Annotated in this window: 1 protein-coding gene and 3 pseudogenes; all 4 read right to left on the bottom strand. The window is 74.4% G+C overall.

Annotated features, from left to right (window positions below; all coding sequences use genetic code 11):
- Window positions 1-12: 12 nt before the first annotated feature.
- A pseudogene (locus BGK67_RS38450) lies at window positions 13-11,949 on the bottom strand (SDR family NAD(P)-dependent oxidoreductase); the annotation flags it as partial.
- Window positions 11,950-12,098: 149 nt separating this feature from the next.
- A complete protein-coding gene (locus BGK67_RS40860) occupies window positions 12,099-20,396 on the bottom strand; it encodes a type I polyketide synthase (protein ID WP_432215542.1) in 8,298 nt (2,765 codons plus the stop codon).
- A pseudogene (locus BGK67_RS41350) lies at window positions 20,376-21,223 on the bottom strand (acyltransferase domain-containing protein); the annotation flags it as partial. The pseudogene BGK67_RS41350 and the gene BGK67_RS40860, both read right to left, overlap by 21 nt.
- 150 nt (window positions 21,224-21,373) lie before the next feature.
- Window positions 21,374-22,945 (bottom strand): annotated as a pseudogene (locus tag BGK67_RS41355) (type I polyketide synthase); the annotation flags it as partial.
- Between the last annotated feature and the right edge of the window lie 57 nt (window positions 22,946-23,002).

The raw sequence follows: 23,002 nt of genomic DNA on the forward strand, positions 1-23,002 counted from the left end.
GGCCCCGGGGGGTCAGATGCCGCCGAGGACGGCGTCCAGGGCCGCGTCCATCTCGTCGTCGGTCAGTTCCTGGGCTGTCTGCAGGGCGTCTGCCGGGGCCTCGGCCTTGGCGGTGGCGGGTGCGGCCAGTTCCAGCAGCCGGTCCAGCAGGCCGCTGTGGCGCAGCCGTTCGACGCCGATCCGGGCCACCGCCCACTGGGCGGCCTGGGCCGGGTCCTGCGGCGGGGTGTCGGCGACGGCCGCGGTCCGCGGTGCGCCGCCGGAGCCGCCGGCGTCGTCGAAGGAGAGCTTGCCGTGCAGGTATCCGGCGATGGCGCGCGGCGTGGGGTAGTCGAAGGCCAGCGTGTTGGGCACGGCCACCTGCGTGTGGCGGGCGAGGCGGTTCTTGAGCTCGACGGCCATCAGGGAGTCCCAGCCGAACTCCCGCATGGGCTTGTCGAGCGGGACGCTGCCGGACAGGCCGAGGACCGCGGTCACCTCCTGCTGGACGAACTTGCGCAGTTCCGCCTCGCGTTCCTCGCCGGGCAGGGCGGTCAGCCGGTCCCGGAAGGCCGAACCGCGCTCGGCGGCCTCCTTGGCCTTCCTGGGCTGCGTACGGACCAGGGCCCGCAGCAGGGCCGGCGGGCGCGCCCCGGAGTCGTCGGACGCGAGGCGGGCCGTGTCGAGCTTGAGCGGCACCAGGTGCGGTTCGGGGCGGGCCAGGGCCGCGTCGAAGAGGGCGAGGCCCTCGGCGGCGGTCAGGGCCTGGGCGCCCTGGCGGCGCATCCGGGCGAGTTCCGCCTCGCCGAGCCCCGCGGTCATTCCGGCGCCGCCCTGCGCCCACAGGCCCCAGGCGAGGCTGGTGGCGGGCAGGCCGAGCTTGTGCCGGTGGGCGGCGAGGGCGTCCAGGAAGGCGTTCGCCGCGCCGTAGTTGGACTGGCCCGGCGAGCCGAGGGTGCCGGCGACCGAGGAGAACAGGACGAAGGCCGCCAGGTCCAGCTCGCGGGTGAGCTCGTGCAGGTGCCGGGCGCCCGCCAGCTTGGGGGCGAGGACGCGGGCGAACCGCTCGGGCGTCTGGTTGTGCACGACGCCGTCGTCGATCACGGCCGCGAGGTGGACCACGCCCGTCAGCGGGCGCTCGCGGCCCGCCTCGGCGAGCAGGCCGGCCACCGCGTCGCGGTCCGAGACGTCGCAGGCCAGGATGCGCACGCCGGCCGCACCGGCGGCTTCGAGTTCCGCCACCAGATCCCGCGCTCCAGGGGCGGCCATACCCTGGCGGGAGGTCAGGACGAGGTGGCGGACGCCGTGTTCGGCGACCAGGTGCGCGGCCAGGCCGCGGCCGAGTTCGCCGGTGCCGCCGGTGAGCAGGACGACGCCCTCCGGGTCGAGGGCCCGGCCGGTGGTCAGGACCAGCTTGCCGGTGTGGCGGCCCTGCGCCATGTGGCGGAAGGCCGCGGGGGCCTCCCGTACGTCGTAGGCGAGGTAGGGCAGCGGGGTGATCACCCGGTCGGCGAGCAGGCCGGACAGCTCGGTGAGCATCCGGTGCAGGTGCTCGGGCTCCAGCGACATCAGGTCGAAGGCGCTGTAGGCGACGCCCGGGTGGGCGGCGGCGACGGCGCCGGCGTCGCGGATGTCGGTCTTGCCCATCTCCAGGAAGCGGCCGCCGTGCGGCAGCAGCCGCAGCGAGGCGTCGGTGAACTCCCCGGCGAGGGAGTTCAGCACGGCGTCGAAGCCGGCCCCGCCGGTGGCGGTCAGCCACCGCTGCTCGAAGGCGGTGTCGCGGGAGGAGGCGATGCGCTCGTCGGGCAGTCCGAGAGCGCGCAGCGCGTCCCACTTGGGCCGGCTGGCCGTTCCGTAGACCTCGGCGCCCAGGTGGTGGGCGAGCTGGACGGCGGCCATGCCGACGCCGCCGGCGGCCGCGTGGACGAGGAGCTTCTCGCCGGGGCGCACCGCTCCGAGGTCGGTGAGGGCGTAGTACGCGGTGAGGAAGGCGAGCGGGATCGTCGCGCCCTCCTCGAAGGTGAGGGTGTCGGGCAGCCGGGCCATCAGGTGGCCGTCACCGCGGACCTCGGTGCCGAAGGCGCCGAGCGCGAGGCCCATGGCCCGGTCGCCCGGGCGCAGGTGGGTGACGGCCGAGCCGGTCTCGAGGACGGTGCCGGCGAACTCCAGGCCCAGTTTGGGCGTGGCGACCATGCCCAGCGCGTTGAGGACGTCGCGGAAGTTCATGCCCGCGGCGCGGACGGCGACGCGTACCTCGTGGGGGCCGAGCGGGCCGGCTGCCGGGACGGGGACGAGTTCGAGGCTGTCGATGCTGCCCTTCTCGCGGATGTCCAGGTGCCAGGGCCCGTCGCCGGCGGGCGGGGTGAGGGCCTCCCCGCCGTGGGCGGCCGCGGCGCGGGTGGTGCGCACGAGCCTGGGGGCGAACAGGGCGCCGCCGCGCAGGGCCAGTTCGGGTTCGTCGCCGGTCGCGAGGGCGGCGGCGAGGACCTCCCGGTCGGGGGTGGCGGTGTCGAGGTCGACCAGGCGCAGGGTGCGGTCGGGGACCTCGCCGCGCACGGCCCGCACCAGGCCCCACAGCGGGGCGTGGGCGAGGTCGGACACGGTGTCCTCGGGGCGGGCCGCGACGGCGTCACGGGTGATCCACACCAGCTCGGACCGCGCGGTCTTCTCGGTGAGCAGGTGCTGTACGAGGTCCAGCGCGGCCAGGGTGGCCGGCTCGGCGGCGTCGGCCGGGCCGGTGGTGGTCGCGTCGATGACGATGCGCTCGGGGGCGGGCCCGTCGGCGAGCAGCGGTTCGGGGCCCGCCGACCAGGTGGCGCCGAGGGTCTCGGCGAGGGCTCCGGTGCCTCCGATCACCAGGGTGGTGGCGGGCTGGGCGGCCTGGGCGGGCTCGGCCACCGGCTGGAAGTCGACGCGGTAGAGGTGGTCGCCCTCGGAGCGGGTGACCTTCAGCTGCTCGGCGGAGGCCTGCCGGATCTGGAGCGCGCCCGACAGGACGGGCTCGCCGGTGGCGTCGGTGACCAGGACGGTCGCGCGGAGGCCGGCGGCCGGGGGCGAGGCGTCGTGCGCGGGCTCCCGCGGGTTCAGGGCGATGCGGACGCGCAGTTCGGTGCTGTCCGTGGCGTGCAGGGTGACGTCGGTCCAGGCGAAGGGGAGCAGCACGGTGCCCTCGGGCTGCTCGGATCCGGGGGTGACGCCGGCCAGGACGTGCAGGGCCGCGTCCAGGAGCGCGGGGTGCACTCCGTGGCCGGCTACGCCCTGGCGCAGCAGCGGCTCGGGCAGGGTGACGTGGCCGTAGGCGACATCGCCCCGGCGGGCGAGGGCGGTCAGGCCGCGGAAGGCGGGGCCGTAGGCGAGGCCTTGGCCGCCGAGCCGCTCGTAGAAGCCGTCGAGTGCGACGGGCTCGGCTCCCGGGACGGGCCAGTGGGCCAGTTCGGCGAGGCCCTCGGGGGTCTCGGCGGCGGGGGCGTCGGCGAGTTCGCCGGAGGCGTGCAGGGTCCAGGCGGCCGGATCGGCGGATGCCTCCGGCTGGCTGTGGACGGCGATCTTCCGCCGTCCTTCGGTGTCCGGGGGGCCGACCTTGACCTGGAGCCGCAGGGGTTCGCCGGCGGCGAGGACGAGCGGCTGGGCGAGGGTGAGGTCGGCGACCCGCTCGGAGCCGGCGGCCCGGGCGGCGGCCAGCGCGAGGTCGAGCAGGCCGGTGCCGGGCACGAGGACGCTGCCGAAGACGGCGTGGTCGGCCAGCCACGGGTGGTCGGCGAGCGAGAGCCGCCCGGAGAGCAGCTGGCCCTCGCCGTCGGCGAGCGTCAGGACGGCGGCGAGCCAGGGGTGCCCGGCCGGCACGAGGCCGGTGTCGCGGGCGCCGCGGGCGGCGCCGCGGGCGGGCTCGAGCCAGAAGCGCTCGCGCTGGAAGGCGTACGTGGGCAGACCGGCGGCCAGTTCGGCCGCGCGGGCGGGCGCGGGCCGGTCGGCGAACACCTGCTCCCAGGCGGGTTCCCGGCCGCCGGCGTGGAGCGCGCCGAGGGCCTCGACGAGGGCGCGGACCTCGTCCGGGGCCTGGTCGGGGTCCTTGGGGGCGCGCTGGGAGGCGGTGAACACGGCGGGCTCGTGCACGCAGTCGGCGCCCATGGCGGCCAGTACGGCGGCGGGCCCGCATTCGAGGTGGCGGGTGATGCCGTCGGCTTCGAGGGTCCGCACGGCGTCGAGGAAGCGCACGGCGTCGCGGACCTGCCGTACCCAGTACGCGGCGGAGCGCAGGCCTTCGCCCGGGGCGAGGTCCGGGCCCATCCGGGTGCCGGTGACCGTGGAGACGACCGGGATCCGCGGGGCCGCGAAGGCGGTCTCCTCGGCCACCTGCCAGTAGGCGTCGAGCATGGCGTCCATGTGCGGGGAGTGGAAGGCGTGCGAGACCGTCAGACGGCGGGTGCGGCGGCCGCGTTCGGTGAACCAGCCGGTGATGTCGGCCACGGCGGCCTCGTCACCGCTGACGACGGTCTGCGCGGGCCCGTTGACGCCGGCGATCGAGATGCGCTGGGCGGCGCCCGCCCGGACTTCGAGGGTGTCGAGGGCCTCGATGACCTCGGCCTCCGAGGCTTCCACGGACGCCATGGCTCCGCCGCGCTCGCAGGCCTGCATCAGGCGGCCGCGGGCGGCGACCAGGCGGGCGGCGTCGTCCAGGGTGAGGACCCCGGCGGCGTGGGCGGCGGCGAGTTCGCCGATGGAGTGGCCGGCGACGGCGGCGGGGCGCACGCCCCAGGCCTCCCACTGGCGGAACAGCGCGGTCTCGACGGCGAACAGGGCGGGCTGGGCGTACTCGGTCTCGTGGACGAGTGCGGAGCCGCTGAGGACGAGCTCGGCCAGCGGCTGGTTCAGGTGCGGGTCGAGCGCGGCGCAGGCCGCGTCGAAGGCCTGCCGGAACACCGGCAGGGCGGCGTGCAGGGCACGGCCCATGCCGGGGCGCTGGCTGCCCTGTCCGGTGAACAGGACGGCGAGGGGGCCGTCGGCGGCGGTGCCTTCGGCCGCGCCCGCGGGGGTGCGGCCCTCGGCGAGGGCGCGCAGCGCGGTGACCGCTTCGGCGGTGCTGCTCACGGTGAGGGCGGCACGGTGCTCGAAGTGCGTGCGGTGGCGGGCCGCGGTGTACGCGAGGTCGGCCACCGGGATCTCGGGCCGGCCCTCGAGCCAGTCGGCCCAGCGGGCGGCCTGGGTGCGCAGGGCCGGCTCGTCGCGGCCGGAGAGGACCAGGGGGAGGGGCGGCCGGGGCGCCTGGGGGGATGCGGTCGCGGGGATCGACTCGGTCGCCAGAGCCGATTCGGTCGGTTGGGTCGCTTCGGTCGCTTCGGTCGCTATGGACGGTTCCGTCGCTTCGGTCGCTTCGGTCGCTGCGGCCGGGGCGGTCCCTGTGGCCGGGCCGGTCGCGCCGGTGGCCGCGGCGGACGGGGTCGGGGGCTCTTCGAGGACGACGTGGGCGTTCGTACCGCTCAGGCCGAAGGAGGAGACGCCCGCGCGGCGGGTGCGTGCGGCTTCCCGGGCCCAGGGGCGGGCGTCCCGGAGGAGTTCCAGTCCGCTGCCGTCCCAGGCGATGTGCGGGCTGGGCTCGTCGACGTAGAGGGTCTTGGGCAGGGTCTCGTGCTGGAGGGCGAGGATCATCTTCATGACGCCCGCGACACCGGCGGCGGCCTGCGCGTGCCCGATGTTGGACTTGGAGGAGCCCAGGTAGACGGGCCGGTCCGGCTCCCGGTCGGGGCCGAAGACCTCGGCCAGCGCACCGGCTTCGATCGGGTCGCCGAGCGGGGTGCCGGTGCCGTGCGCCTCGACGGCGTCGATGTCGGCGGGGGTCAGCCGGGCCGCATCCAGGGCGTCGAGGATGACGCGCTGCTGAGCTGGGCCGTTGGGGGCGGTGAGGCCCTGGCTGCGGCCGTCCTGGTTGACGGCGGAGCCGCGGATGACGGCCAGGACGCGGTCGCCGTCGCGCTCGGCGGCCGACAGCCGCTTGAGGACGAGGATGCCGACGCCGTCGGACCAGCCCGCGCCGTCCGCAAGGGCGGAGAAGGACTTGCAGCGGCCGTCGGGGGCCATGCCCTTGAGGCGGGAGAACTCCACGAAGAGCCGGGGCGTGCTCATGACGGTGACGCCGCCGACGAGGGCGAGTTCGCACTCGCCCTGGCGCAGGGCGCTCGCGGCGAGGTGGAGGGAGACGAGGGAGGAGGAGCAGGCGGTGTCGACGGTGACGGCCGGGCCTTGGAGGCCGAGCGCGTACGAGACGCGGCCGGAGACGACGCTGGAGGCGTTGCCCGTGCTCACGTACCCGTCGAAGGCGTCGAGCTCGCGGCCCTGCTCGCCGTAGTCGGAGCTCATGGCGCCGAGGTAGACGCCCGTACGGCTCTCGCTGAGCGAACCGGGACGGATGCCGGCCCGTTCGAGGGCCTCCCAGGCGGTCTCCAGGACCAGGCGCTGTTGCGGGTCCATGGACAGGGCCTCGCGCTGCGAGATGCCGAAGAAGGCGGCGTCGAAGTCGGCGGCGGCTTCGATGAAGCCGCCTTCGCGGGCGTAGCTCTTGCCGACGGCCTCCGGATCGGGGTCGTAGACGCCGAGGTTCTCCCAGCGGGAGGGCAGTTCGCCGATCGCGTCGCCGCCCGTGACGAGGAGGTTCCAGTAGGCCTCGGGGGTGTCGATGCCGCCGGGGAGGCGGCAGGCCATGGACACGACCGCGATCGGGTCGTCGGCCGCGGCGGCGGGTGCGGCGTGCCGATGCGTGTTCGGCTTTGCCTTGGGCTGGGCGGCGGAAAGGTCCAGCTTGTCGAGGAGCAAGCCGGCGATGGCGGTGGGGGTCGGGTAGTCGAAGGCGAGGGTGGAGGGCAGCGTGACGCCGGTCTCGGACGACAGGCGGCGGCGCAGCTCCACGGCCATCAGGGAGTCGATGCCGAGCTCCTTGAGGACCTGCTGCGCACCGATCCCCTCGGCGGCCGCGATGCCGAGGACCACGGCCGCTTCGCGCTGCACCAGCCGGATCAGCGACGGAAGCCGCTCCGCCTCGGGCTGGGCGGCCAACTGGTCGCGCAGGCCCGACGGAGCGGTTGCCGCGCTGCCGACGCGCTTCTTCGGCGCGCGGACGAGGCCGCGCAGCAGGGCGGGGAGTTCGTCGGGGCGTCGTTGCAGGGTGACCAGGTCGAGCTTGACCGGGACGAGGTGCGGGTGCGCGGAGCCGAGGGCGGTGTCGAGGACGGCGAGGCCCTGCTGTTCGGTGAGCGCACCGATGCCCATGCGGCGCATGCGGGCGAGTTCGGCTTGGCCGAGGGTGGCGGTCAGTCCCTGTCCGGCCTGCTGCCACAGACCCCAGGACAGGCTCGTCGCGGGGAGACCACCGGCCCGGCGGTGGGCGGCGAGGGCGTCCAGGAAGGTGTTCGCGGCGGCGTAGTTGCTCTGGCCCGCACCGCCCAGGACACCGGCGGCGGAGGAGAAGAGCACGAACGCGGCCAGGTCCAGACCCTGGGTCAGCTCGTGGAGGTGCAGGGCCGCTTCGGCCTTCGGCTGCCAGACACGCGCCAGCCGCTCCGCGTCCTGCGAGACCAGCAGACCGTCGTCCAGTACGGCCGCCAGGTGGAACACGGCCGTCCAGGGGCGGTCGGGCGCCGCCAGCAGCGCTTCCGCCTGGCTGCGGTCGGAGACGTCGGCCGCGACGATCCGCACGGTCTCCGCGCCCGCCGACTCCAGCTCGGTTACGAGGTCCGCAGCCCCCGGAGCCTCCGGGCCGCGCCGGGACGTCAGTACGAGATGACGTACGCCGTGCACGGACACCAGATGACGGGCAACCGCCCGACCGAGCTCACCCGTGCCACCCGTCACCAGGACGGATCCGTCGGGGTCCAGGCGCGGGGCTTCGGAAGCCTTGGCCGTGCGGACGAGGCGGGCGGCACGGATCTCCCCGTCGCGGAGAGCGAGTTCGGGCTCGTCGGTGAGGGTGAGGGCCGGGGCCAGCGCGAGGTCGTCCCGGGCGGGGTCGGTGCCGAGGTCGATGAGGCGGAGGGTCCGGTCCGCGTGCTCGGCGCGCGCCGCGCGCAGCAGGCCCCACAGGGCGGCGTGGGCCAGGCCGGTCACGCCGTCGCCCGCGTGGCCCGCGTCTTCGGCGTTAACGCCGTTAACGCCGTTAACGGCGGAGCGGGTGAGCCAGGTCAGCTCGGTCTGTTCCAGGCGCGGTTCGGCCAGCAGGAGTTGGAGGGTGCCGAGCGCGGCGGCGGTCAACTCGCGGGCGTCGGCGGCAGGAGCGTTGCCGGTGGCGTCCACGAGGACGCGGGCCGGGGCATCGGCTCCTTCGGCGAGGTGCGCGAGGAGCGCGTCGGCGTCCGCGAACACCTGCGCGCCGAGGGTGGCGGCGATCGCGGCGTCGCCTTCGAGGGCCCACGTCTCCCCGGTCGGTTCCGCGTCGCCCGGGGCCCGGGTGGGGCGGAACTCGACGCGGTAGAGGTGCTCGGCCCGCTCGCCGGCGCGGATCTGCTCGGCGCTCGCCTCGCGGATCGCGAGGCCGCGGGTGCGGACGACGGGGTGGCCGGTGCCGTCGGCGACGGTGAGGGTGAGGTGCTCGTCGGCGCCGGAGGCGACCTCGACGCGTACGCGGAGCTCGGTGGCACCGGCGGCGAGGAGTTCCACGCCGGTCCATTCGAACGGCATGAACACGCGCTGCCGTGCTTCTTCGTCGCGTACGCCCATGAGGGTGTGCAGCGCGGCGTCCAGAAGGGCGGGGTGAACGCCGAAGTCGTCGGCGGCCAGGCCTTCGGGCAGGCGGATGAGTCCGTACGCCGTATCGCCCTTGCGCCACAGTTCCGTCAGGCCCCGGAACGCCGGGCCGTAGTCGAGGCCGCGCTCGCGGAAACCCTCGTAGAAGCCGGCGAGATCGACGGACTCGGCGCCCGCGACCGGCCACTGGGCCAGCTCGGCGAACGCCTCGTTGTCGGCGGAGGCGGGGACGGGGGCGGTCTCGGCGGACTCCGCGAGCTCGCCGGTGGCGTGACGGCGCCATTCCTCGTCACTGCCCTCGGGGCGGCTGTAGATGCTGACGGGGCGGCGGCCGGTGCTCTCGGGGGCGCCGACGGCCACCTGGAGGCGGACGGCGCCGTCGCTGCCGAGCAGCAGCGGCTCGGTGAGGACGAGTTCGGAAACGCCGGGCGCGCCGACGTGGTGCGCGGCGGTGAGGGCCAGTTCGAGCAGGCCGGTGCCGGGGACGAGGACCGATCCGAAGGCAGCGTGACCGGCCAGCCAGGGGTGCTCGGTGAGGGAGATCCGGCCGGTGAAGAGGTGCCCTTCGCCGTCGGCGAGGGAGGTGACGGCACCGAGCCAGGGGTGCTCGGAGACGTCGAGACCGACCCCGCGCACGTCGCCCGAGGTCTTCGGGGCGTCCATCCAGTAGTGGGCGCGCTGGAAGGCGTAGGAGGGGAGCTGTACGAGCCTTCCGGAGTCCAGGACGCGGTCCCAGCCGAGGTCGTGGCCCTGGACGTGGAGCAGGCCGAGGTTCCGCAGGAGCTGGGCCGGCTCGCCGTGCTGGCGGGCGAGGGAGCCGACGACGATGCCGCCGCGCTCCGCGCTGCCGTCGGTCAGCGGCATGGACAGGACGGGGTGGGCGGAGATCTCGACGAACACGCCGTGGCCGTCGTCGAGGAGCTGTTCGAGGGCGCGGTCGAAGCGGACGGGCTCGCGCAGGTTGCGGCACCAGTAGGAGCCGTTCAGGGCGGTGCCGTCGGCTACCTGGCCGGTGACGGTGGAGTAGAAGGCGATGTCCGTGCCGGTCGGGGCGATCCCCTCGAACCCGGCCGCGAGACCGGGCAGCAGGGGGTCCATCTGGGCGTTGTGGGAGGCGTAGTCCACGTTGATCTTGCGGGCGTAGACGTTCCGCTCCGACAGCTCCGCCACGATCTTCACGATCGCCTCGGCCTGACCCGAGATCACCGTCGAACCGGCCGTGTTCACCGCGGCGACGGACAGCGCCTCGCCGTAGGGGGCGATGAGCTCCTCGACCTCGGCCACCGGGCGCTCGATCAAGGCCATACCGCCCTGACCCGCGCAGGCCAGCACCGCCTGGGAGCGCTGGGCGACGATCTGCGAGCCCTGCTCCAGAGTCAGAGCACCGCTCACCACAGCGGCGACCACCTCGCCCTGCGAGTGACCCACCACGGCCGAAGGCTCGACGCCGAGAGACCGCCAGACCGCTGACAGGCCCACCCCCATGGCGAACAGGGCCGGCTGGACCACGTCCACCCGGTCGTACGGCGGGTGATCACCCTCCTCCCCCGCCAGCACCTCACGCACCGACCAACCCGTGAACGGCCGCAACGCGGCATCACACGCCTCGATCATCTCCGCGAAGACCGAATTCTGGGCCAGGAGTTCCCGGCCCATACCGACCCACTGCGAGCCCTGACCCGGGTAGACGAAGACGACCTTGCCGCGCTCCCTCGCGCTCCCGGTCACCACCGCGTCATGCGGCGTACCCTCGGCCAGCGCACGCAGCGCCTCCACCAGGCCCCCGGTCTCAGCCGCGACCACACTGGCCCGCGACTCGAAGTGCGAACGGTGCCGGGCCGCCGTCACCGCCACGTCGGCCAGCGGAACCTCGGGGCGTTCCTCCACCCAGTCCGCCCAGCGGCCCGCCTGCTCCCGCAGCGCGGCCTCGTCACGCCCCGACACGACCACCGGAAGCGGTGCGGCGCCGGTCCGTTCGGCGGGGGCGGCTGCCGACGGGGCCGGGGGCTCCTCGAGGACGATGTGGGCGTTCGTACCGCTCAGGCCGAAGGAGGAGACGCCCGCGCGGCGGATGCGCTCCGCGCCCCGCTCCCACGCACGCGCCTCGTTCAGCAGCTCGAGCCCGCTGTCCTTCCACTCGATGTGCGGGCTGGGCTCCTCGGCGTGCAGGGTCTTCGGGAGCACGCCGTGCTCCAGCGCCAGCACCATCTTGATCACACCGATGACGCCGGCAGCGGCCTGCGCGTGCCCGATGTTCGACTTCGACGAACCGAGGTACACCGGCCGGTTCGCGGCCCGGTGTGGGCCGAAGACCTCGGCCAGGGCGCCCGCCTCGATCGGGTCGCCGAGCGGGGTGCCGGTGCCGTGCGCCTCGATGGCGTCGATGTCGGCGGGGGTCAGGCGGGCCGCTTCCAGCGCGTCGTGGATGACGCGCTGCTGCGAAGGGCCGTTGGGGGCGGTGAGACCCTGGCTGCGGCCGTCCTGGTTGACCGCCGAGCCGCGGATGACGGCCAGGACCGGGTCGCCGTCGCGCTGCGCGGCCGAGAGCTTCTTCAGGACGAGCACGCCCGCGCCCTCGGCCCAGCCGGCGCCGTCCGCGCCGGCCGAGAAGGACTTGCAGCGGCCGTCGGCCGCCATGCCCTTCAGCCGGGAGAACTCCACGAACAGTGCCGGGGTGCTCATCACGGTCACGCCGCCGGCCAGCGCGAGCTCGCACTCGCCCTGGCGCAGGGCCTGGACGGCCAGGTGGATGGAGACGAGGGAGGAGGAGCAGGCGGTGTCGACGGTGACGGCCGGGCCCTGGAGGCCCAGCGTGTAGGAGACGCGGCCGGACACCACGCTGCTCGCGTTGCCCGTGCTGTATCCGTCGAGGGCGTTGAGGTCGTGGCCCTGCTGGTTTCCGTAGTCGGAGCTCATCGTGCCGAGGTAGACGCCCGTACGGCTCTCGCTGAGCGAGTCGGGGCGGACTCCGGCCCGCTCCAGGGCCTCCCACGAGGTTTCCAGGACCAGCCGCTGCTGCGGGTCCATGGAGAGCGCCTCGCGCGGCGAGATGCCGAAGAAGGAGGCGTCGAAGTCCTCGGCTCCGTCGATGAAGCCGCCCTCGCGGGCGTAGCTCTTGCCGACGGCCTCCGGGTCCGGGTCGTAGACGCCCAGGCTGTCCCAGCGGGACGGCAGGCCGCCGACGGCGTCACCGCCGGAGGCGAGCAGCTCCCAGAAGCCCTCGGGGGTGTCGATGCCGCCGGGCAGGCGGCAGGCCATCGACACGACCGCGATCGGTTCCGTACGCGAGGCCCGCTCGGCGTTGAGTTCCTTCTCGGTCTCGACGAGCGCGTTCGCCGTGCGCCGCAGGTAGGCCTCGAGCTTTTCCAGCTTCTCGGATTCGGACGCGCTCATTCGCTCACTCCAAGCTTGCGATCCAGGAACTGAAGGAGGTCATCGGTGCTGTCGCCGCCGAGTTCGGCATCGGTCTCGGCGGCGGCTGCCGCGTCGGGCGTGCCGGCCGCGGCGGAGGCCTTGGCCAGGCCGTCCCGCAGGGCCAGCAGGCCGGCGGCCAGGCCCGGCTCCTCGATTTGTTTCGGTGTCGCGGAACGCAGGAGTTCCACGAGGTTGTCGATCTGGTTCTTCGTCACCCGCTGTCCGGCCCGCGCCGCTCCCCCGGTTCCCAGGGCCAGCTTGTCGAGGAGCAGGCCGGCGACGGCGGTGGGCGTCGGGTAGTCGAAGGCGAGCGTGGACGGCAGCGGGATGCCGGTCTCGGCGGAGAGGCGGCGGCGCAGTTCGACGGCCATCAGGGAGTCCATGCCGAGCTCTTTGAGGACCTGCTGGGCGCCGACGCCCGCGCCGTCGGAAGCTCCGAGGACCACGGCGGCCTCACGCTGCACCAGCTGGACGAGCCGCGGCAGGCGCTCGCCTTCCGGCAGGGCAGTCAGCTGCTCCCGCAGCCCGTTCCCGCCGGTCGCCGCCTCGCCGCCGGCGCGCTTGCGCGGGGCGGGCAGGAGGGCGCGCAGCAGGGCGGGGGCGTCGCCGCCGTTGTCCAGCTCGCGTTGCAGGGGCGTGAGTTCGAGGCGTACGGGGACCAGGTGTGGCCGGCCTGAAGCCAGGGCCGCGTCCAGGGCCGCCAGGGCCTGCGCCTCGCTCAGCGCGGCGATGCCGCGTCGGCGCATGCGGGCGAGTTCGGCCTGGCCGAGGGTGGCGGTCAGGCCCTGTCCAGCCTGCTGCCACAGACCCCAGGACAGGCTCGTCGCCGGGAGACCGCCGGCGCGCCGCTGGGCGGCCAGGGCGTCCAGGAAGGTGTTCGCCGCCGCGTAGTTGCTCTGGCCCGCACCGCCCAGGACACCGGCGGAGGAGGAGAAGAGCACGAACGCCGCCAGGTCCAGACCCTGGGTCAGCTCGTGCAGGTGAAGGGCCGCTTCGGCCTTCGGCTGCCAGACACGCGCCAGCCGCTCCGCGTCCTGCGAGACCAGCAGACCGTCGTCGAGAACCGCGGCCAGGTGGAACACGGCCGTCCAGGGCCGGTCCGTATCCGCGAGCAGGCCGGTGACCTGGGCCCGGTCCGAGACGTCGGCCGCCACGATCCGTACGGTCTCCGCGCCCGCCGACTCCAGCTCGGCCACCAGCTCGGCAGCCCCCGGAGCCTCCGGGCCGCGCCGGGACGTCAGTACGAGATGACGTACGCCGTGCACGGACACCAGATGACGGGCAACCGCCCGACCCAGCTCACCGGTACCACCCGTCACCAGGACGGATCCGTCCGCCGCGAACTCCGGCAGCTCCCCGCCGGTCTCCGCACGCACCAGACGCGCCACCCGGACCTCACCACCCCGCACCGCCAGCTCCGGCTCACCAGTGACCGACAGGGCCTGGGGCAGCAGGGCGTCGTCGGCTCCGGCGTCGGGGCCGAGGTCGATGAGGCGGATCACGCGGTCGGCGTGTTCGGCGCGGGCCGCCCGGACCAGGCCCCACAGCGGGGCGTGGGCCAGGTCGGCCACACCGTCGCCCGTGTCCACGGCCGAGCGGGTCACCCAGACGAGCTCGGCCCCGGCCAGCCGGGGTTCTGCGAGCAGACGCCGGAGCGTTCCGAGGGCGGACGCGGTCTGCTGCTGCGCTCCGGCCCCTATCCCGCGCGTCGCATCCACGACCAGTCGGACGGGCGGCTCGCCCCGCTCAGTGATCTGGGCAAGGAGTACATCCACATCAGCCACATAGTCGGCCTCCAATGGTGCGAACATCCCGGCGGATTCGCCGAGAATCCAGGTGCCTCCCTCCGGGGCCTCCTCGTGCGCGAGCGCACCGCGGGCGGCGAAGTCGACGCGGTAGAGGTGCTCGGCCCGCTCGCCGGCGCGGATCTGCTCGGCGCTCGCTTCGCGGATCGCGAGGCCGCGGGCGCGGACGACGGGCTGCCCGGACGGGTCGGCGACCCAGATGCGGGTGTTGGTGCGGGTGTCGTCCAGGTCAATGCGCACGCGGAGCTCGGTTGCACCGGCGGCGAGGAGCTCGACGCCCGTCCACTCGAACGGGAGCAGCACCTGCGGGTCGTTCGGGTCCTGGCCGCGGACGCCCATGAGGGTGTGCAGCGCGGCGTCCAGGAGGGCGGGGTGAACGCCGAAGTCGTCGGCGGCCAGGCCTTCGGGCAGGCGGATGAGTCCGTACGCCGTATCGCCCTTGCGCCACAGTTCCGTCAGGCCCCGGAACGCCGGGCCGTAGTCGAGGCCGCGCTCGCGGAAACCCTCGTAGAAGCCGGCGAGGTCGACGGACTCGGCGCCCGCGACCGGCCACTGGGCCAGCTCGGCGAACGCCTCGTTGTCGGCGGAGGCGGGGACGGGGGCGGTCTCGGCGGACTCCGCGAGCTCACCGGTCGCGTGACGGCGCCAGCCGGAGTCGGTGGCCTCGTCCGGGCGGCTGTAGACGGTGACCGGGCGGCGGCCGGCGGCGTCGGACGGGCCGACCACCACCTGGAGCCGGAGGACCGAGTCCTCCGTCAGGGTCAGCGGCTCCAGCAGGGTGAGTTCCCCGACCGACTCCGCGCCGACGTGGTGGGCGGCGGTGAGGGCCAGTTCGAGCAGGCCGGTGCCGGGGACGAGGACGGTTCCGAAGGCCGCGTGCTGCGCCAGCCAGGGGTGCTCGGCGAGGGAGATCCGGCCGGTGAAGACGTGCCCTTCGCCGTCGGCCAGCGCGGTGACCGCGCCGAGCCACGGGTGCTCGGGCACATCGAGGCCGACGGAGCGGACGTTGCCGGTGGGCTTGGCCGCCTCGAGCCAGTAGTGCTCGCGCTGGAAGGCGTAGGTGGGGAGCGGTACGAGGGCTCCGGCTGTGCCGGTTCCGAGGACGCGGTCCCAGTCCAGGTCGTGGCCCTGGATGTGGAGCAGGCCGAGGTTGCGCAGGAGCTGGGCGGGCTCGCCGTGCTGGCGGGCGAGGGAGCCGACGACGATGCCGCCGCGCTCCGCGCTGCCGTCGGTCAGCGGCATGGACAGGACGGGGTGGGCGGAGATCTCGACGAACACGCCGTGGCCGTCGTCGAGGAGCCGGTCGAGCGCGCGGTCGAAGCGGACCGGCTCGCGCAGGTTGCGGCACCAGTACGTGCCGTCGAGCTCGGTGCCGTCGGCGATCTGGCCGGTCACCGTCGAGTACAGGGCGATGTCCGTCGGGGACGGAACCAGACCCTCGAAGCCGGCGGCGAGACCGGGGAGAAGGGGGTCCATCTGGGCGTTGTGGGAGGCGTAGTCCACGTTGATCTTGCGGGCGTAGACGTTCTGCTCGGAGAGCTCCGCGACGATCTTGGTGATCGCGTCCGCCACCCCGGAGATGATCGTCGAACCGGTGGTGTTGACCGCGGCGACCGACAGGGCGTCGCCGTAGGGGGCGAGGAATCCTTCGACTTCGGCCAGCGGGCGCTCGATCAGGGCCATACCGCCCTGACCGGCGCAGGCCAGCACCGCCTGCGAGCGCTGAGCGACGATCTGCGAGCCCTGCTCCAGAGTCAGAGCACCGCTCACCACAGCGGCGACCACCTCGCCCTGCGAGTGACCCACGACCGCAGACGGTTCCACGCCCAGCGAGCGCCAGACGGCGGACAGGCCCACCCCCATGGCGAACAGGGCCGGCTGGACCACGTCCACCCGGTCGAACGGCGGGTGATCGCCCTCCTCCCCCGCCAGGACCTCGCGCACCGACCAACCCGTGAACGGCCGCAGCGCGGCATCACACGCCTCGATCGTCTCCGCGAAGACCGGGTTCTGGGCCAGGAGTTCCCGGCCCATACCGATCCACTGCGAGCCCTGGCCCGGGTAGACGAACACGACCTTGCCGCGCTCGCTCGCGCTCCCGGTCACCACCGCGTCATGCGGCGTACCCTCGGCCAGCGCACGCAGCGCCTCCACCAGGCCCCCGGTGTCAGCCGCGACCACACTGGCCCGCGACTCGAAGTGCGAACGGTGCCGGGCCGCCGTCACCGCCACGTCGGCCAGCGGAACCTCAGTGCTGCGCGCGGACAGCCAGTCCGCCCAGCGGCCCGCCTGCTCCCGCAGCGCGGCCTCGTCACGCCCCGACACGACCACCGGAAGCGGTGCGTCCGCAGCGGCCGCGACGCCCGGCGCGGGCGTCGCCGCGGGCGGCTCCTCCACGATCACGTGGGCGTTCGTACCGCTCAGGCCGAACGACGAGACACCCGCGCGGCGGGTGCGCCGCGCGCCACGCTCCCACGGGCGCGCCTCGTTCAGCAGCTCCAGTCCGCTGCCGTCCCAGGCGATGTGCGGGCTCGGCTCGTCGACGTAGAGGGTCTTGGGCAGGGTCTCGTGCTGGAGGGCGAGGATCATCTTCATCACGCCGACCACGCCCGCGGCGGCCTGCGCGTGCCCGATGTTCGACTTGGAGGAGCCCAGGTAGACGGGCCGGTCCGCCGCCCGGTCGGGGCCGAAGACCTCGGCCAGCGCGCCCGCCTCGATCGGGTCGCCCAGCGAGGTGCCCGTGCCGTGCGCCTCGATCGCGTCGATGTCGGCGGGGGTCAGCCGAGCCGCTTCCAGGGCTTCCTGGACCACCCGCTGCTGCGAGGGACCGTTGGGGGCGGTGAGCCCCTGGCTGCGGCCGTCCTGGTTGACCGCCGAACCGCGGATGACGGCCAGGACGTCGCCCCCGTCGCGTTCGGCGGCCGACAGCCGCTTGAGGACGAGGATGCCGACGCCCTCGGCCCAGCCGGCGCCGTCGGCCTGCGCCGAGAAGGACTTGCAGCGGCCGTCGGGAGCCATGCCCTTGAGGCGGGAGAACTCCACGAAGAGAGCGGGACTGTTCATGACGGTGACACCGCCGACCAGGGCGAGTTCGCACTCGCCCTGGCGCAGGGCGCCCGCCGCCAGGTGCAGGGCCACCAGCGAGGAGGAGCAGGCGGTGTCGACCGTGACGGCCGGGCCCTGGAGGCCCAGGGCGTACGAGACGCGGCCGGAGACGACGCTGGAGGCGTAGCCCGTGCTGGTGTAGCCGTCGAGGGCGTCCAGGTCGTGGCCCATGTGCCCGTAGTCGGAGGTCATGGCGCCGAGGTACACGCCGGTGCGGCTCTCGCTGAGCGAGTCGGGGCGGATGCCGGCCCGCTCCAGGGCCTCCCACGAGGTTTCCAGGACCAGCCGCTGCTGCGGGTCCATCGAGACGGCCTCGCGCCGCGAGATGCCGAAGAACGAGGCGTCGAAGCGCTCGATGTCCTGGATGAAGCCGCCTTCGCGGGCGTAGCTCTTGCCGACGGCTTCCGGGTCGGGGTCGTAGACGCCCAGGCTGTCCCAGCGGGACGGCAGGCCGCCGACGGCGTCACCGCCGGAGGCGAGCAGCTCCCAGAAGCCCTCGGGGGTGTCGATGCCGCCGGGGAGGCGGCAGGCCATGGACACGACCGCGATCGGGTCGTCGGCCGCGGCGGCGGGTGCGGCGTGCCGGTGCGTGTTCGGCTTTGCCTTGGGCTGGGCGGCGGAAAGGTCCAGCTTGTCGAGGAGCAGGCCGGCGATGGCGGTGGGGGTCGGGTAGTCGAAGGCGAGGGTGGAGGGCAGCGTGACGCCGGTCTCGGACGACAGGCGGCGGCGCAGCTCCACGGCCATCAGGGAGTCGATGCCGAGCTCCTTGAGGACCTGCTGCGCACCGATCCCCTCGGCGGCCGCGACACCGAGGACCACGGCGGCCTCGCGCTGCACCAGCCGGATCAGCGACGTGAGCCGCTCGGCCTCGGGCTGCGCCGCCAGCTGGTCGCGCAGGCCGGTCGGCGTGCCGGCGGACTGCCCGGCGCGCTGGCGCCGGGCGCGCAGCAGGCCCCGGAACAGGGCCGGAACCGCCCCGCCCCCGTCCAGCTCGCGCTGGAGCGAGGTGAGTTCGAGGCGTACGGGGACCAGGTGCGGCCGGCCGGAAGCCAGGGCCGCGTCCAGGGCCGCCAGGGCCTGCGCCTCGCTCAGCGCGGCGACGCCTTGGCGACGGAGCCGGGCGAGTTCGGCCTGGCCGAGGGTGGCGGTCAGGCCCTGTCCGGCCTGCTGCCACAGACCCCACGACAGGCTCGTCGCGGGAAGGCCGTCGGCACGGCGCTGAGCCGCGAGGGCGTCCAGGAAGGTGTTCGCCGCCGCGTAGTTGCTCTGGCCCGCGCCGCCGAGAACGCCGGCGGCGGAGGAGAAGAGCACGAACGCGGCCAGGTCCAGACCCTGGGTCAGCTCGTGCAGGTGAAGGGCCGCTTCGGCCTTCGGCTGCCAGACACGCGCCAGCCGCTCCGCGTCCTGCGAGACCAGCAGGCCGTCGTCGAGAACCGCGGCCAGGTGGAACACGGCCGTCCAGGGCCGGTCCGTATCCGCGAGCAGACCGGTGACCTGGGCCCGGTCCGAGACGTCGGCCGCCACGATGCGCACGGACTCGGCGCCGGCCGACTCCAGCTCGGCCACCAGCTCGGCAGCCCCCGGAGCCTCCGCGCCGCGCCGGGACGTCAGTACGAGATGACGTACACCGTGCACGGACACCAGATGACGGGCAACCGCCCGACCCAACTCACCGGTACCACCCGTCACCAGGACGGATCCGTCCGCCGCGAACTCCGGCAGCTCCCCGCCGGTCTCCGCACGCACCAGACGCGCCACCCGAACCTCACCACCCCGCACCGCCAGCTCCGGCTCACCGGCGACGGACAGGGCGCGCGCCACGTCCGCCGCCACGGCGGACGGCTCGGCGTCGATGTCGACGAGGCGGATCACGCGGTCGGCGTGCTCACCGCGGGCCGTGCGCAGCAGTCCCCACAGGCCCGCACGGACGAGGTCGGGTACGGGGCCGTCGGCGTGCACCGCGCCCCGGGTCAGCCAGATCAGCTCGGTCTGCTCCAGGCGGGGTTCGGCGAGCAGGCGTTGCAGCAGCTCCAGGCCGGCGGTGGCCTCTGCGAGGGCCGTCGCGCCGATCAGGCTGGTGGCATCGACGAGGAGGCGGGACGGGGCGTCCGCGTCGGTGCCGAGGGCGGTGACGGCGGCGAGCAGCGCGTCCGCGTCCGGGTGGGCGGCGTCGAAGCCGAGCGTGTCCTCGCCCAGGACCCAGGTCGGGCCGTCCGGCGCGGCCTCCTCCAGTACGGGCGGGGCCTGGAAGGCGACCTGGTAGAGGTGGTCGACGGTCTCGGTGGCCTTGAGCTGCTCGGCGCCCGCGGCGCGCAGCCGGAGGCCGTCGGCGTGGGCGACGGGCCGGCCGGACGGGTCGGTGGCGGTGACGCGCACGCTGTTCTGCCGCGGGTCGAGTTCGACGCGTACGCGCAGCTCGGTGGCTCCGGCGGCGAGGAGCTCCACGCCCGTCCACTCGAAGGGGAGCAGGACCTGCGAGGCGTCGGTCCCGCTGTTCGTGTCCTGGACGCCGACCAGGGCGTGCAGGGCCGCGTCGAGCAGTGCGGGGTGGATGCCGAACTCGTCGGCCTTCAGGCCTTCCGGCAGCTGGACCCGGGCGTACGCGGTGTCGCCGGCGCGGTGGAGTTCGGTCAGGCCCTGGAAGGCCGGGCCGTAGTCGAGGCCGCGGGCGCGGAGGCGGTCGTAGAACCCTTCGAGGTCGACGGGCTGGGTGCCGGGGACGGGCCACTGGGCCAGCTCGGCGAAGGTGTCGCCGTCGGCGGTCGGTGCCGGGGAGAGGGAGCCGGCCGCGTGCCGGCGCCAGGGGGCGTCGTCGGCGGCGTTCTCGGGGAGGCTGTAGACCGCGACGGGGCGGCGGCCGGTGCCGTCGGGGGCGCCGACGGCGACCTGGAGGCGGATCGCCCCGTCCGTGCCGAGCAGCAGCGGCTCGGTGAGGACGAGTTCGGAGACGCCAGGGGCGCCCACGTGGTGGGCGGCGGTGAGGACGAGCTCGAGCAGGCCGGTGCCGGGGACGAGCGGCGTACCGAATGCCGCGTGCTCCCGGAGCCAGGGGTACTGCGCGGAGGAGAGCCGGCCCGTGAAGAGGTACCCCTCGCCGTCGGCCAGCGCGGTGACCGCGCCGAGCCAGGGGTGCGCCGAGGCGGTGAGGCCCAGGGAACGGACGTCGCCTGCGCGCTCGTCGGACTCGAGCCAGTAGCGCTCGCGCTGGAAGGCGTAGGTGGGGAGCGGTACGAGGGTTCCCGCTGTGCCGGTTCCGAGGACGCGGTCCCAGTTCAGGTGGTGGCCCTGGACGTGGAGGAGGCCGAGGTTGCGCAGCAGTTGGGCGGGCTCGCCGTGCTGGCGGGCGAGGGAGCCGACGACGATGCCGCCGCGCTCCGCACTGCCGTCGGTCAGCGGCATGGACAGCACCGGGTGGGCGGAGATCTCGACGAACACGCCGTGGCCGTCGTCCAGGAGCTGTTCGAGGGCGCGGTCGAAGCGGACGGGCTCGCGCAGGTTGCGGCACCAATACGAGCCGTCCAGGTCCGTGCCGTCGGCTACCCGGCCGGTGACGGTGGAGTAGAAGGCGATGTCCGTGCCGGTCGGGGCGATCCCCTCGAACCCGGCGGCGAGACCGGGCAGCAAGGGGTCCATCTGGGCGTTGTGGGAGGCGTAGTCCACATTGATCTTGCGGGCGTAGACGTTCCGCTCCGACAGCTCCGCCACGATCTTCACGATCGCCTCGGCCTGACCCGAGATCACCGTCGAACCGGCCGTGTTCACCGCGGCGACGGACAGCGCCTCGCCGTAGGGGGCGATGAGCTCCTCGACCTCGGCCACCGGGCGCTCGATCAAGGCCATACCGCCCTGACCCGCGCAGCGAGGACCGCCTGGGAGCGCTGGGCGACGATCTGCGAGCCCTGCTCCAGAGTCAGAGCACCGCTCACCACAGCGGCGACCACCTCGCCCTGCGAGTGACCCACGACCGCAGACGGTTCCACGCCCAGCGAGCGCCAGACGGCGGACAGGCCCACCCCCATGGCGAACAGGGCCGGCTGGACCACGTCCACCCGGTCGAACGGCGGGTGATCGCCCTCCTCACCGGCCAGGACCTCGCGCACCGACCAGCCCGTGAACGGCCGCAACGCGGCATCACACGCCTCGATCGTCTCCGCGAAGACCGCGTTGGAGGCGAGGAGTTCACGCCCCATACCGACCCATTGCGAGCCCTGACCCGGATAGACGAACACGACCTTCCCGCGGCGCGCGGCCGAGCCCGTCACCACCGCGTCGTGCGCAGTGCCCTCGGCCAGCGCGCGCAGCGCCTCCACCAGCCCCCCGGTGTCGGCCGCGACCACGCTCGCCCGCGACTCGAACTGCGAACGGTGCCGGGCGGCGGTGACCGCGATGTCGGCGAGCGGGACCTCGGTGCCGTGCGTCGACAGCCAGTCCGCCCAGCGGCCCGCCTGCTCCCGCAGCGCGGCCTCGTCCCGCCCGGAGACGACCACCGGAAGCGGGCCGGTCGGCAGGCCGGCGGCGGCCGGTTCGGCGGGCTCCCGGGCCGGGGCCTCCTCCAGGACCACGTGCGCGTTCGTACCGCTCAGGCCGAACGACGAGACGCCCGCGCGGCGGGTGCGCTCGGCGCCCCGTTGCCACGGACGCGCCTCGTTGAGCAGTTCGAGGCCGCTGGTGTCCCACTCGATCAGCGGGGTCGGCTCCTCGGCGTGCAGGGTCTTCGGGAGCACGCCGTGCTCCAGCGCCAGCACCATCTTGATCACGCCGATGACGCCGGCGGCCGCCTGTGCGTGCCCGATGTTCGACTTCGACGAACCGAGGTAGACCGGCCGGTCCGCCTCGCGCCCCGGTCCGAAGACCTCGGCCAGCGCGCCCGCCTCGATCGGGTCGCCCAGCGACGTGCCGGTGCCGTGCGCCTCTACCGCGTCGATGTCCGCCGGGGTGAGCCGGGCGGCGGCCAGCGCGTCCTGGATCACCCGCTGCTGCGAAGGGCCGTTCGGGGCGGTGAGGCCCTGGCTGCGGCCGTCCTGGTTGACCGCCGAACCGCGGATCACGGCCAGCACGCGGTCGCCGTCGCGCTGGGCGGCCGACAGGCGTTTGAGGGCGATCACGCCCACGCCCTCGGCCCAGCCGGCGCCGTCCGCGCCGGCCGAGAAGGACTTGCAGCGGCCGTCCGCGGCCATGCCCTTCAGGCGGGAGAACTCCACGAAGAGGGAGGGGGCGCTCATGATGGTGACGCCGCCCGCGAGGGCGAGTTCGCACTCGCCCTGCCGCAGGGCCTGCACCGCCAGGTGCAGGGCGACCAGCGAGGAGGAGCAGGCGGTGTCGACGGTGACGGCCGGGCCTTGGAGGCCCAGCGTGTAGGAGACGCGGCCGGAGACCACGCTGGAGGCCTTGCCCGTGCTCACGTAGCCGTCGAGGGCGTCCAGATCGCGGCCCAGGTGGCCGTAGTCCGAGCTCATCGTGCCGAGGTAGACGCCGGTGCGGCTCTCCATCAGCGAGTCGGGGCGGATGCCGGCCCGCTCCAGGGCCTCCCACGAGGCCTCCAGGACCAGGCGCTGCTGCGGGTCCATGGAGAGGGCCTCGCGCGGCGAGATGCCGAAGAAGGGGGCGTCGAAGTGCTCGGCTCCGTCGAGGAATCCGCCCTCCTGGGAGTACGTCTTGCCGACGGCCTCCGGATCCGGGTCGTACAGGTCCAGCCCGGTCCAGCGCGAGGGCAGACCGCCGACGGCGTCACCGCCGGAGGCCAGCAGTTCCCAGAAGCCCTCCGGGGTGTCGATCCCGCCAGGAAGGCGGCAGGCCATCGACACGACCGCGATCGGCTCGGACTGCTTCGCCTCGAGGTCCGCCGCGCGCTTCTGCAACGCGCGGATCGCGGGCAGGGCAGCCTGCATCCGGTCCTGGTTTGTATTCGACACCATCGAGCGCCTCTCTGCGCGGCCACCGCGGGCTTTTCGGTCCCCGCGGACACAACA

The organism is Streptomyces subrutilus (genome assembly GCF_001746425.1).
In the GTDB taxonomy this organism is placed as follows: domain Bacteria; phylum Actinomycetota; class Actinomycetes; order Streptomycetales; family Streptomycetaceae; genus Streptomyces; species Streptomyces subrutilus_A.